11 protein-coding genes and 1 other RNA gene are annotated in these 12391 nt (G+C 67.1%); 4 read left to right on the top strand and 8 right to left on the bottom strand.

Features of this window, described 5'->3' with window-relative positions; all coding sequences use genetic code 11:
- Positions 1–46: 46 nt before the first annotated feature.
- From ABS769_RS09230 to ABS769_RS09260, 7 genes are all read right to left on the bottom strand, one after another.
- A complete protein-coding gene (locus ABS769_RS09230) occupies positions 47–1246 on the bottom strand; it encodes a M24 family metallopeptidase (protein ID WP_317060289.1) in 1200 nt (399 codons plus the stop codon).
- A complete protein-coding gene (locus ABS769_RS09235; RefSeq protein ID WP_317060288.1) occupies positions 1243–2859 on the bottom strand; it encodes an aldehyde dehydrogenase family protein in 1617 nt (538 codons plus the stop codon). The genes ABS769_RS09230 and ABS769_RS09235 overlap by 4 nt, the downstream gene beginning before the upstream one ends.
- A 198-nt stretch (positions 2860–3057) precedes the next feature.
- Positions 3058–3966, bottom strand: a complete 909-nt coding sequence (locus tag ABS769_RS09240; RefSeq protein ID WP_317060286.1) for a dihydrodipicolinate synthase family protein — start codon at positions 3964–3966, stop codon at positions 3058–3060.
- A complete protein-coding gene (locus ABS769_RS09245) occupies positions 3963–5276 on the bottom strand; it encodes an FAD/NAD(P)-binding oxidoreductase (RefSeq protein ID WP_317060284.1) in 1314 nt (437 codons plus the stop codon). The genes ABS769_RS09240 and ABS769_RS09245 overlap by 4 nt, the downstream gene beginning before the upstream one ends.
- Positions 5269–5514: a 2Fe-2S iron-sulfur cluster-binding protein gene (locus ABS769_RS09250; RefSeq protein WP_317060283.1), complete on the bottom strand. Its 246-nt coding sequence runs from the start codon at positions 5512–5514 to the stop codon at positions 5269–5271. Before ABS769_RS09250 ends, ABS769_RS09245 begins: the two co-directional genes overlap by 8 nt.
- Positions 5511–6773 carry an NAD(P)/FAD-dependent oxidoreductase gene (locus tag ABS769_RS09255; protein WP_317060282.1) on the bottom strand — a complete coding sequence of 421 codons (1263 nt, stop codon included), beginning with the start codon at positions 6771–6773 and terminating at the stop codon, positions 5511–5513. Before ABS769_RS09255 ends, ABS769_RS09250 begins: the two co-directional genes overlap by 4 nt.
- Complete coding sequence (locus ABS769_RS09260; protein ID WP_350498148.1) at positions 6773–7711, bottom strand: proline racemase family protein; 939 nt, start codon at positions 7709–7711, stop codon at positions 6773–6775. Before ABS769_RS09260 ends, ABS769_RS09255 begins: the two co-directional genes overlap by 1 nt.
- A 160-nt stretch (positions 7712–7871) precedes the next feature.
- On the opposite strand from ABS769_RS09260, the gene ABS769_RS09265 reads away from it, so the two are divergent.
- The 4 genes from ABS769_RS09265 to ABS769_RS09280 all read left to right on the top strand — a co-directional run bounded on the left by ABS769_RS09265 (position 7872) and on the right by ABS769_RS09280 (position 11925).
- The gene (locus tag ABS769_RS09265) at positions 7872–8588 is read left to right on the top strand and encodes an AraC family transcriptional regulator (RefSeq protein ID WP_006451835.1); all 717 of its coding nucleotides are present in this window, start codon (positions 7872–7874) and stop codon (positions 8586–8588) included.
- A gap of 204 nt (positions 8589–8792) precedes the next feature.
- On the top strand, positions 8793–10463 hold the full coding sequence (gene ftsY, locus ABS769_RS09270; RefSeq protein WP_317060280.1) for a signal recognition particle-docking protein FtsY: 1671 nt from the start codon (positions 8793–8795) through the stop codon (positions 10461–10463).
- 56 nt (positions 10464–10519) lie between these two features.
- Positions 10520–11593: an A/G-specific adenine glycosylase gene (mutY, locus tag ABS769_RS09275; protein WP_317060279.1), complete on the top strand. Its 1074-nt coding sequence runs from the start codon at positions 10520–10522 to the stop codon at positions 11591–11593.
- Between the two features lie 53 nt (positions 11594–11646).
- Positions 11647–11925 (top strand): oxidative damage protection protein, encoded by a 279-nt coding sequence (locus ABS769_RS09280; protein ID WP_317060278.1) that lies wholly within the window; start codon positions 11647–11649, stop codon positions 11923–11925.
- Between the two features lie 63 nt (positions 11926–11988).
- On the opposite strand, the gene ABS769_RS09285 is transcribed toward ABS769_RS09280, so the two are convergent.
- Positions 11989–12064: non-coding RNA, sX9 sRNA (locus ABS769_RS09285), on the bottom strand.
- Positions 12065–12391 lie beyond the last annotated feature (327 nt).

Consider the following 12391-nt stretch of genomic DNA (forward strand, 5'->3'; position numbering starts at 1 on the left):
CGTCGCGCCCGGGTGCGCTCCTACGCGTTCGTAAACATGTGCAGGCTCATGCAAACGGTTGGTCGATCGCCAGCGATGGCGGCGTAAACCACTGCGCGCCGGCATCGGTGACATAAAAATGGTCTTCCAGGCGCACGCCGAACTCGCCGGGCACCACGATCATCGGCTCGTTGCTGGCGCACATGCCCGGCAGCAGCGGCTGCGCATTGCCGCGCACCAGGTACGGCGCTTCATGGATCGCCAGTCCGCAGCCGTGACCGGTGCGATGCGGCAGGCCGGGCAAGCGATAGTCGGGGCCCAGCCCTGCCGCCTCTAGTACCTTGCGCGCCGCCTGATCCACTGCTTCGCAGGCGATGCCTGGGCGTATCGCCGCAAACGCCGCCGCCTGCGCAGCCTGTTCCAGGTCCCAGATGCGCTGTTGCGCAGCATTGGGCGTCCCGTAGATCCAGGTACGGGTGATATCGGAGTGGTAGCCCTGCACGGTGCAGCCGGTGTCGATCAGCACAAGCTCGCCTGCGCGCAGGTACTGCACGCCGGGAATGCCGTGCGGAAACGCGGTGGCATGGCCGAACTGCACGATGCAGAAGGTCGAGCCGTTGTCCGCGCCCAGCGCGCGATGCGCTTCGTCGATGAAGCGCACCAGCTGGTCGGTGCCGATGCCCTCCTGGGCGATGCCGGCGGCCAGCCGCTGCACCAGCAAGGTCATGTCGCAGGCCTGCTGCATCAGCGCCAGCTCGGCCGGTGACTTGCACATGCGGCAGCCGTCGATGATGGCCGCGGCATCGCGGATCGCCGTGCCCAGGTGCGCGCGCAGGCCGGTGTGCACGGCAAAGGCGATGCCCGGATCCAGCGCCAGTGCATGCGCGTGGCGGTCGTCCATCACCTGCACCACCAGCGCGTACGGGTCCTCGTGTTCTTCCCACAGATGTTTGGCGACCGCAATCTTCAGCACCGCATCCAGCGAGCCTTCTTCGAACGCGGGGCAGATCAGCACCGGGTCGCCGTCCAGCGTGAGCAGCAGCGCGACCAGGCGCTCGCTCGCGCCCCAGGGCACGCCGGTGAAATAGCGCAGCGAGGTGCCGGCGCCGATCAACAGCGCATCCACGCCGTGCGCGCGCATCAGGCGGCGTGCGCGTTCGATGCGCTGTGCGTATTCGTGCGCGGCGATCGGCGCGGCGCGCTGCGTCCACGGCGTCAATTGCGCGCGCGCCTGTTCCAGCGACAGCCCGCCGATCTGGCTGCTCATGCGCCGGCTCCGAGGTCGGCGGCGCTCCATTGCCCATCGACCAGGCGCACCACACCACCCGGATTGCGCTGGCGCAGGTCGGCCGGCAGCAGGGCGTCCGGCACCGCGTCGTAGCTGTGCAAGGCGGCGAAGCGGCGGATCGAACCGGGCATGCCCACCGCGGTGAAGCCCGGGTGCCCGGTGCTGGGGAACGGCCCGCCATGATTCTGCGCCGCGCTCACCGCCACGCCGGTCGGCATCTTGCTGTTGATCAAGCGCCCCACCCGTGCCCGCAGCACCGGGGCGATGGCCTGCCAGGCCGCATCGTCGCTGCCATCGGCCGCGCGGTACAGGGTGCCGGTGAGGTTGCCTTCGAATGCAGCGGCGATTTGCGTCATCTGCGCCACGTCGCGCGCACGCACCAGCAGGCTCACCGGGCCGAAGGCCTCGGTCTGCAGCGCCTGCGGGTTTGCGATGAATGCCGGCGCCTCCACATTCAACAAGGTCGGCGCATAGCGATACCCGTCTTCGCCGGTATGCCCACCGGCAAGCAGCGCGGCGCCGGCAGCGCGCAAGGCCGCCACACCGCGTTGCACACCTTCAACGCCGGAGCTGGAAAACAGCACCATCGGCATGGCGGCGTCGAAATGCGCCGTGGTCGCGGCAACGAACGCATCGCCCGCTTCGCCATGCGGCACCACCACCACGCCGGGATTGGTGCAGAACTGGCCGCTACCCAAGGTGCACGAGGAAAAGAATTCCTGCGCCAACGCGGCACCGCGTTCGGCCAGTGCGCCCGGCAGCAGGAACACCGGGTTGACGCTGGAGAGCTCCGCATAAAACGGCACGCCGGCCGCATCGGCGGCCGCTTTCAGCGCCAGCCCGCCTGCGCGGCTACCGGTGAAGCCGATCGCCCCCAGCCGCGCATCGCCGGCCAGTCGCACACCTATCGCGTTGTCGAAGTGATACAGCAACTGCACTGCCGCAGCCGGCAGGCCCGCCGCGACCAACGCTGCATGCGCAAGCTGCGCCATGCGCTGGCTGGTGGCCGGATGCAGCGGGTGCGCCTTGGCGATCACCGGGTTGCGCGCGGCAATGGCCGAGGCGAAATCACTGCCGGCAATCGCATTGAAAGCGAACGGGAAATTGTTCGGGCCAAACACCAACACTGGCTTGCCCAACGGCGCCAGATGCGAACGCAGATCGGCAGCGGTATCGATGATGGGTTGGGTCCAGCTGTAACTGCGCACTGCCTGTGCGGCTTGGCGCAATTGACCGCTGGTACGCGGCAGTTCGTTGCCGCGCAAGCGCGTGGGCGCCGGCAATGCGGTTTCTGCATGCGCAAGCGCCACCAGCGTGTCGGCATCGGCGTCCAGCGCATCGGCATAGGCATCCAGAAACGCGGCGATCTGTTCGACCGGTGCTGCCGCAAGCTCTGCTGCAACCGCTTGCGCCGCCGCAATCGCCGTCTCGATGTCGTCCGCACCGCTGACCGGGAATTGCGGCCCGATCGCCTCGCCCTTGGTCGGGTCGGCCGCACGGAAGCTGCCGGTCGCATCGCGGCTGGCTTGCCACTGGCCGGCCAGCAATACCTCGGCCTGCTGCAAGGGGATGGAGTGGATCGTGTCGTTCATTGCGGCACCTTCGGTTGCATGGAACAGTTGCATGAGGACGGACCCTGCGCACCGTGCGGCAGCGGCCGACCAGGAGCGACGAGGATGTCGCAGCGATGCGACATCGTCATCGACACACGTCTCGCTACATCGGCCGCCACGTCAGCGCGTGATTCCGTGCGCGGCGCTCAGCCAATCGCGTGCAGCAAGACATCATCGTCAGGACAGTTTCGGCGCAGTGGCGATCGCATGATCGATGACCTTGAGCGCCGCCTCACGCTCTGCACCGTCGACCACCAGGCGCGGGGCGCGCACGCGCTCGCTGCCGATGCCCACTTTTTCCTGCACCAGTTTGATCAACTGCACGAACTTGGGCACGGTATCCAGGCGCAACAGTGGCAGGAACCAGTCGTAGAGTTCCTTGGCCGCCGGATACCCGCCATCGCGCGCGAGTTCGAACAGGTGCACCGATTCCTTCGGGTACGCATTGACCAGACCGGCGATCCAGCCCTTGGCGCCCATGCTCAGGCCTTCGACGATGGCATCGTCCATGCCGACCAGCAGCGCCAGACGATCGCCCAGCAGTTCCTGCAACGCGGCGAAGCGGCGCACATCGCCCGAGGATTCCTTTACTGCCTGCAGGTTCGGGAATTCGGCGGCCAGCTCGGCGATCTGCGCCGGGCCGAAGTCGGTCTTGTAGGCCACCGGGTTGTTGTACAGGATCACCGGCAGATCGGTCGCGGCGATCACCGCGCGCACATGCGCGCCCATCTCGCGCCAATCGGTGGAATACACATACGGCGGCAACACCATCAAGCCGCCGCAACCTAGTTCCTTTGCGGCCTTCGCCAGCGCCACCGCTTCGCCGGTCGCCAGGCTGGCGATGCCCGGCACCACCGGCACGCGGCCGTTCAATGCAGTGATCAGCGTCTTGAGCACGGCCAGCTTGTCGTCCACGCTCAAGGTGGCCGCTTCGCCCAGCGAGCCCAGCGGCACGATCGCGGTGCAACCGGCGTCCACCAGCTGATTGGCGTGCTTGCCCAGGAAGTCGTGGTCGATCTCACCGGAGGCGGTGAACGGGGTGGTGATGGCCGGCAACACGCCGTGCCAGAACGCAGCAATACTCATGGATGATTCCCTTGCGAGTCGGAAGTGAACGGGTCGGCCAACGCCGCGAGGCGGACCGGGAACAACGGCGGCCGGCGGCCGGCGTCGGTGGAAAGTTCGGGCGGGCAGCGCCCCAGTTCGGCCAGCGCAGTGCCGCAAATGCGGCCCTGGCAGGCGCCCATGCCGCAGCGCGAAGCGAGCTTGGCATCGCGTGCATCGTTGAAGTTGTCCAACGCGCCCAGCGGCACGTCTTCGCAGCGGCACACCAGCGTGTCGGGTTGGGCCAGCGTGCGGATGCCTGGGTTCAGTGCGAACTGCTGTTGCAATAACTGCGCGAACGCACGCGCAGCACGCCGCTGCGGCTGCAGGCGCAGTGCAGCGTCCGGCGCGTCGGCGGCCATATGCCCGGCCATCGCGCCTTCGATCAGCGCGCAATCGCGCCCGCCGATGCCGCAGGCTTCGCCCGCAGCAAAGACCTGGGTGACACTGGTGCGCAGCAACGCATCCACGCGTACTTGCTGATGCGCGCCCCAGGCTTCCAGTTGACACCCCAGCAGTTGCGCGAGTTCGGTATTGGGCACCAAGCCATAGCCAACGGCCAGTTGATCGCAGGCGATACGCGTACGACCGGCAGGCCCTTCGATTTCGATTTCGCGCAGTTGCGTGTCGCCGTGTGCGGATACGACAAAGCTGCCGGCGCGATACGCCACCGCGCGCAACTGCAAGCGCAACGACACCGCCTGCGCCGCCTTGCCCGGCCAGCGCCACAACTGCAATGCGAACTGCCGCAACGCAGCTGCAGACGTTTGTTCGTGGATGCCAAGCACCTGTGCGCCATGCCGTTGCAAGGTGGCCGCACTGGCCAGCAGCAACGGGCCGCTGCCAGCGACGACTACGCGCTTGCCGGCCAGCGGCCAGCCCTGTTTGGCCAGCGCCTGCGCCGCGCCGGCGCCGGTCACGCCGGGCAAGGTCCAGCCCGGGAATGGCATCAGCAATTCGCGCGCGCCGGTGGCCAGCACCAGCGCGGCGTAATGCAGTTGCAGCGTGCCGTCCGGGCCATCGGCCAACAGCCAACCCGGCTGCGCCAACAGAATCTGCGTGCGCGTCAGCAGCGTGATCGACGCATCGCCCTGCACCTGTTGCAACAGCGCGCGCGCATCGGCCGGCGCGCCGTGCTGCACATCGCTGCGCCACACTTGCCCGCCGGCACGCGGTTGCATGTCGACAACGCCCACGCGCACGCTGTGACTGGCCGCCGCCTGCGCCGCCGCCAGGCCGGCCGGGCCGGCGCCGATCACCAACACGTCGAAATGCTGCACGCGCTCAGCCATCGGTGCGTACCTGCATGCCGTCGCGCGCATCCACCAGGCAGGCGCGTTGCTGGCCGATGCCGTCGATACGCACCCGGCATTCGAAACACACGCCCATGCCACACAACGGCGCGCGCGGCTGGCCACTGCACGATTGCCGAAACTGCAGCGTCGCCAGCGCCACCGCTGCGGCAACGCTGGCGCCGGCCGGCACTTCGACCAGTTGCGCATCCACGTGCAGACGCACTGTCGTGCTCATGCGGCTGCACCGTGCACGGCGCGCGCCGGTGCATACGGGCTCGGGTCGATAGCCGGCGTGCGCCCGAGCAGGCTATCCACAATCACCCGTGCGCTCCCCAGCGCCGTGGTGACACCCAGCCCCTCGTGACCGGCGGCCACCCACACATCGCGCCGGCCGGGCACCGCCCCCAGATACGGCCGCCCGTCCGGTGTGGCCGGGCGCAACCCGGTCCACACCCGGATCGCCTGCAACTCGCGCAACACCGGCAGATAGGCGAAGGCACGTTGCAGCATCTGCTGCAGCACCGGCATCGACAGCGCGCGATCGTGCTCGCCGAACTGGCGCGAGGAGCCGATCAGGATCTGCCCGGTCGGTCGCGGCTGCACATTGAACGCCACGCTGGTGTCGTCGGCGCCATGCGCCGAATCCGCGTAGGCCAACTCCAGCAACTGATGCCGGATCAAGCCCGGATGCCGATCGGTGATGACCAGATGGCCCTTGCGTGGGCGCAATGCCAGCTCGGGCAGCAACTGCGGCAATGCCACACCGCTGGCCACCAGCACCGGGCCGGCCAACAGCTGGCCGTCGTCCAGACGCACCCCATGCGCCTGCAACTGCTCCACCTTGCGGCCGGCAAACAGCTGCGCGCCCGCCTTGCAGGCCAGGCTCACCAGATGCCGCGCCACCCGCGGCGGATACACCACGGCCTCACCGGGCACGCGCATGCCGCCGGCCAGGCCCGGCACCAGTTGCGGTTCCAGCGCGTACAACTGCGTCGCGTCGATGGCTTCGGCATGCAGATCGGCCGCCGCCAGCCGCGCGATCTTGGCCGGCACCGCCGCCAGTTCGCGCGCATCGCGCGCCACCCACAGCGTGCCGCAGCGGCTGAATTCGGCCTCGCTCAGTTGCGCAAATCGCTCCCACAGCCGTAACGAGTACGCCGACAACGCCAACTCGGCCGGGTCGTCATCCATCGCTACCAGGTGCCCCATCGCCGCAGCGGTGGAACCGCCGCCGATCGGCCCCGGCTCGACGATCGCCACGCGCAGCCCTTCGCCAGCCGCCGCCTCGGCGCAGGCCGCGCCGACAATGCCTGCGCCCACCACGATCAGGTCGTAACTGCGTCGCGTGGACGCAGCGACCGGCGATGTGTGCGTGTCTGTTCGTGCAGCGGCGTATGCAGCCGCCGCATCACCAGTCTGCGCGGCCGCGGACACGGCGGCTGACGCAGCAGGCGCTGCGCCGGCACTTCCCTGCGCGCGCGGCAGCTGGTGCATCAGGCAACGATGCCCCAGGCGAACGGGTCGGCCGGGTCGATCGACAACTGCGAGCGCGTGGTGATGTAGGCATGCCCGCTGATGCGCGGCGCAATGCCACGCCCACTCAACCGATAACTGCCTTCGAACGTGCTACCCAGAATGCCTTGCTGCACCCAGTGCTCGCCCTCGCCCAGCTTGCCGTCGGCGGCCAGGCAGGCCAGTTTGGCGCTGGTGCCGGTGCCGCACGGCGAGCGGTCGTAGGCCAGGCCCGGGCACAGCACGAAATTACGTGCCAGGCCGCTGCCGTCGGGCGCGGGGCCATTGACTTCGATATGGTCGATCTCGCCACCGGCCTCACCGGTGATGCCGGCCGCTTCCAAGGCCAGACGGATCGCTTCGGTATAGGCGGTCAACTCGCGCTGATGCGCCAGATCCAGCACGCACGGCGCCTGCTCGGTGATGAAAAACCAGTTGCCGCCCCAGGCCACATCGCCGCGCACGCGGCCGTGACCGGGCACGTCCACCTCCACGCCGGTCGCAAAGCGATAACTCTCGACATTGTCGACCGACACCGTGCCGTCTTCGGCCAGCTCCACGCCGACCGTGCCGACCGGGGTTTCGATGCGGTGCTGGCCCGGCGTGATGCGCCCCAGCGTAGCCAGCGTGCGCACCACTCCGATGGTGCCGTGTCCGCACATACCCAGGTAGCCGACGTTGTTGAAGAAGATCACCCCGGTGCAGGCGCTAGGGTCGCGTGGCGGCAGCAACAAGGCGCCGACCATGGTGTCCGAGCCGCGCGGTTCGCAGGCGATCGCGCTGCGCCACTGATCGAACTCGCTGCGAAAGCGCTCGCGACACTGCGCCAGATCGCCATTGCCCAGATCGGGGAAGCCGGAGAGGACCACGCGGGTAGGTTCGCCGGCCGTATGGGAGTCGATGACGTCGATGGTGTGCATGGCTCATGCTCCCACTGCGGGCTGGCAGGCGACTAGCGTCCAATGCGAGTTGCAAATGCGGAAATCTGCACAATCGACAACCCGGTTCACAGCCCCGCGTTTGCGCTAGGATCATTGCTGGGCCGCGCCTTTCGTGCAGCCGTCAATCGTGACCGCCACCATGACGCCGATGGACCTCAACCTTCCCGCGCTGGAAATGCAGACGCTGTTCGACGCACTGCCGGACGTGGTGTTCTTCATCAAGGATGGGCAGGGCCGCTACACCCACTGCAACCTTACGCTCGTGCGCCGGCTGGGACGCAAGCTGCGCAGCGAAATCATTGGCCGCTCGCCGCTGGAAGTGTTTCCGCTGCCGCTGGGCGGAAGCTACATGATGCAGGACCGCCGCGTGCTGTGCGGCGAGCTCATCGACAATCAATTGGAGGTGCATCTGTACCCCAATCGCCTGCCCGGCTGGTGCCTGACCTTCAAGCGCCCGCTGTGCGAAGCCGACGAAGTGATCGGCATCGTGGGTATTTCGCGCGATCTGGGACAGCCCGACAGCCGTCACTCCGCTTACGAACGCTTGAGCCAGGTGATGGAGCACATGCAGGCCAACTTCGGCGACAACCTGCGCGTGCAGAGTCTGGCCGACCTGGCCGGCTTGTCGGTGGCGCAGCTGGAGCGGCATTTCCGCCGCGTATTCCAGGTGACCCCGCAGCAACTGCTGACCAAGCTGCGCATCGAATCGGCGATGCGGCTGCTGTACGGCGACGACAGCATCGCCAGCATCGGGCAACGCTGCGGCTTTGCCGACCAGAGCGCGTTCGCACGTCAATTCAAGGCCACGGTCGGCATGACGCCGCGCGATTACCGCGCGCTCAAAGGTCAGTTGTAAGCAAAAAATCGGCGCTGACATACGGCTGGCACAAATGCCGAATTCGGCAGGATTGGGGTTGCCATTGCGATGCGGTTTGCACGGTCCCTGCGGCGACCATGCAGCGCGTCGGATGCTGCCCCGGATGAGGCGGCGCTGAAGGTCGCGTCAAGGCGAGCCAGAGCCCGGATGGTAGAATTTCGGGTTTCCCCAACTGCGTTGCCAATGGCCAGCTTCTTTCGCCGCAACAAGCCAACCACGCCCGACAGCGCGCGTACCTCGCGCTACAGCCTGGAAGAACTGGCAGCCGCATTTCCGACCGCACCTTCTGCCGCCACCCCGGTTTCGCCGGTTGAGGCCATGCCAGCTGCTGCGCCGAGCGGCACGCCAGCAGCGGTGCCGGTTGCTGTACCGGTTGCCACACCTGCTCCCGCACAGGCCGAGCCGGCGACTCCCACCCCCGCTGCCGCTCCGGCCGAGCAGCTTGCGCAAGATATCGCCGCGCGTACCGGTCAGGCGCAGAGCATCGCCGCAGTGCCCACCGCGCCTGCCCCGCCGGCAACGCCCGCGCCTTCGGCATTGCAGGCGCTGCCTGATCCCAAACCGCCGGTCACGCCTACTGCCCCCACTCCAGTGGTGGTGGCGCCGGTTGTCGCGCAGCCACACACCGCGCCAGTGCTGCCTGCTGCTGCACCCGCGCAGCCGGCAACGCCGTCGCAGACTGCTACTCCTGCGCTTGCACTTGCACCTACCGCTCCATCGACGACTGCCACACCTGCTGCTGCGCCGGCTGCAACACCAGCTGTCGTTGCACCGCCTGCCGCTGCACCGACGTCTGCAGCTCCGGCCGTTGCCGTAACCCCCACCGTCGCCACGCCCGTCGTCACCCCACCGGTCGTCGTCAGCACCCCGCTGCCGACTAACCGGGACAACGACGGCATCCTCGGCCAGCGCGATGCGCTACCCGCAGCCCCGGCCGGCAAGCCGGGCTGGCGCGATCGTCTGCGCAACAGCACCTTCGCGCGCAGCTTCGGCGGTTTGTTCTCGCGCAACCCCAAGCTCGACGACGATCTGCTCGACGAGATCGAGACCGCACTGATCACCGCCGACGTCGGCATCGGCGCGACCACTGCATTGGTCGAAGGCCTGCGCAAGCGCATGAAGTCGCGCGAGTTCGTCGATGCACAGGCGATGTTCAAGGCGCTGCGCGCCGATCTCATCGCGCTGCTGCAGCCGGTCTCCAAACCATTGGTCATCGATCGCTCGGTCAAGCCGTTCGTGATCCTCACCGTGGGCGTCAACGGCGTTGGCAAGACCACTACCATCGGCAAGCTCGCCAAGCGTTTCAAGGACGAAGGCAACAGCTTGATGCTGGCCGCCGGCGACACCTTCCGCGCCGCTGCGGTGGCGCAATTGCAGGCCTGGGGCGACCGCAACGGCGTGGCCGTGATCGCGCAGGGGCAAAACGCCGATGCCGCCTCGGTGGCGTTCGATGCGCTGCAGGCGGCCAAGGCGCGCGGCACCGAAGTGTTGATCGCCGACACTGCCGGCCGCCTGCACACCCAGACCGGCCTGATGAACGAACTCGGCAAGATCCGCCGTGTGCTCGGCAAGATCGACGCCGCCGCACCGCACGAAGTGCTGATGGTCATCGACGGCACCACCGGCCAGAACGCCATTTCGCAGCTGCGCCAGTTCCATGCCGCCGTCGGCGTCACCGGACTGGTGGTCACCAAGCTCGACGGCACCGCCAAGGGCGGCGTGGTGTTCGCGCTGGCGCGCGAGTTCAATATTCCGATCCGCTTTGCCGGCATCGGCGAGCGCCCGGAAGATCTGCGCGTGTTCGACCCGGTCGCCTTCGTCGATGCGTTGCTGCCGGAAGCGTTGGGCAGCTGATCGGCAGACGCTTGCCTGCGTCTGCCGCCGTTATGAAGTCATCGCCAGCAGAGCCCATGCCAGCCGACCACGCCACGCCCGCCGCTGACGCTTTCGTCCACCGCCTGCTGCACTGGTTCGACGGCCACGGTCGTCACGATCTGCCCTGGCAACATCCGCGCGCGCCCTACCGCGTGTGGCTGTCGGAAATCATGCTGCAGCAGACCCAGGTCGCGGTGGTCATTCCGTATTTCCAGAAATTCGTCGCCAGCTTCCCGACCCTGGCCGACCTGGCTGCGGCCGACAACGACACCGTGATGGCGCATTGGGCCGGGTTGGGCTACTACGCACGTGCACGCAACCTGCATGCGGCCGCCAAGCAATGCGTCGCCTTGCACGACGGCGAGTTGCCGCGTGATTTCGATGCGCTGCTCGCGCTGCCCGGCATCGGCCGCAGCACGGCGGGCGCCATCCTCAGCCAGGCCTGGAACGATCGCTTTGCGATCATGGACGGCAACGTCAAACGCGTGATGACGCGCTTCCATGGCATTGCCGGCTATCCCGGCCTGCCGGTGATCGAAAAGCAGTTATGGCAGTTGGCCACGACGCATGTCGCACATGTGCCGGCCGGCCGCCTGGCCGACTACACGCAGGCGCAAATGGATTTCGGCGCCACGCTATGCACACGCGCAAAACCGGCCTGCGTGCTGTGCCCACTGCAGGACGATTGCGTGGCGCGTCGCGATGGCCTGGTGGAAGCACTGCCCACGCCCAAGCCCGGCAAACAATTACCCGAGCGCGAAGCCACCGCGCTGCTGCTGGAAAACGCAGACAACCAGATCCTGCTGCAGCGCCGCCCGCCAACCGGTATCTGGGCTTCGCTATGGACGTTGCCACAGGCCGAGACCGACAGCGGCATGCGCGCATGGTTCGCCACGCATATCCAAGGTGATTACGAGCGCGCCGATGAGATGCCGCTGATCGTGCACACCTTCAGCCACTACCGCCTGCATCTGCAGCCGTTGCGCATCCGCAAGGTCGCGCTGCGTACAGCGGTGCGCGACAATGACGATCTGCGCTGGGTGGCCCGCGCCGATCTCGCATCGCTGGGCCTGCCAGCGCCGATCCGCAAACTGCTCGACGCTCTGTAAGGCGCACTCACACTCCAAGCGCGCACGTTGAGCGCGCATCCAAGGGAATTTGCATGTCACGCACCGTGTTCTGCCAGTACCAGCAATGCGACACCGACGGCCTGGATTTTGTGCCGTATCCCGGCGAACTCGGCCAGCGTGTGTTCGCACACATCGGCAAGACCGCATGGCAGGCGTGGTTGGCGCATCAGACCATGCTGATCAACGAAAACCGGCTCTCGCCACGCGACCCCAAGCACCGCGCGTTTCTCGAAGCCGAATTGCAGAAGTTCCTGTTCGAGCGCAACGCCGATAAGCCGGATGGCTATGTCGCGCCGATAAGCGAAGAGTAAGCGCGGCGCTCGGGCGCCATTGCGCTCACCGCCAGGCGGGCGCGCAGCCTGCCGACTAAAAGCGGCTAACAAAATGTAGCGAGCGGTCGTCAGATGGGCGTGGACGGCGCGCAGGGACCGGAGTGTAAGCGTGGTACATGAGGATTCCGAGCACCATCCGCGCACGCCTGACGGCCGCGCAGTAGTTTTGTTAGTCGCTCTAAATGCAGCACTGATTTAGAACTGCTAAAAACGACTTCATGCCGGTCCGTTGCTGAGCGGATGATTTGGGTCTTAGCTGTAGGGCGGATGATCTGCGGCTTGGCTGCAGGGCCCTTGCCCGCCCACCATCGCGGGACACGCCGCAAGTACATCCATGTAGGCTCTTACGCGGCATCCATGCCGCGTAAGGTCCCGCGATGGTGGGCGGGCAAGGGCCAATCAAGATGGTCGGTGTGCCTAGTTGCAAGCAATGCATGACGTGCGT

The sequence above is a fragment of the Xanthomonas hortorum genome, assembly GCF_040279205.1.
GTDB lineage: Bacteria > Pseudomonadota > Gammaproteobacteria > Xanthomonadales > Xanthomonadaceae > Xanthomonas > Xanthomonas hortorum_F.

Excerpts from the sequence above, each read along its gene's own strand:
- ABS769_RS09230 (WP_317060289.1), bottom strand. The coding sequence starts at position 1,246 with ATGAGCAGCCAGATCGGCGGGCTGTCGCTGGAACAGGCGCGCGCGCAA.
- ABS769_RS09235 (WP_317060288.1), bottom strand. The coding sequence starts at position 2,859 with ATGAACGACACGATCCACTCCATCCCCTTGCAGCAGGCCGAGGTATTG.
- ABS769_RS09240 (WP_317060286.1), bottom strand. The coding sequence starts at position 3,966 with ATGAGTATTGCTGCGTTCTGGCACGGCGTGTTGCCGGCCATCACCACC.
- ABS769_RS09245 (WP_317060284.1), bottom strand. The coding sequence starts at position 5,276 with ATGGCTGAGCGCGTGCAGCATTTCGACGTGTTGGTGATCGGCGCCGGC.
- ABS769_RS09250 (WP_317060283.1), bottom strand. The coding sequence starts at position 5,514 with ATGAGCACGACAGTGCGTCTGCACGTGGATGCGCAACTGGTCGAAGTG.
- ABS769_RS09255 (WP_317060282.1), bottom strand. The coding sequence starts at position 6,773 with ATGCACCAGCTGCCGCGCGCGCAGGGAAGTGCCGGCGCAGCGCCTGCT.
- ABS769_RS09260 (WP_350498148.1), bottom strand. The coding sequence starts at position 7,711 with ATGCACACCATCGACGTCATCGACTCCCATACGGCCGGCGAACCTACC.
- ABS769_RS09265 (WP_006451835.1), top strand. The coding sequence starts at position 7,872 with ATGACGCCGATGGACCTCAACCTTCCCGCGCTGGAAATGCAGACGCTG.
- ftsY (WP_317060280.1), top strand. The coding sequence starts at position 8,793 with ATGGCCAGCTTCTTTCGCCGCAACAAGCCAACCACGCCCGACAGCGCG.
- mutY (WP_317060279.1), top strand. The coding sequence starts at position 10,520 with ATGCCAGCCGACCACGCCACGCCCGCCGCTGACGCTTTCGTCCACCGC.
- ABS769_RS09280 (WP_317060278.1), top strand. The coding sequence starts at position 11,647 with ATGTCACGCACCGTGTTCTGCCAGTACCAGCAATGCGACACCGACGGC.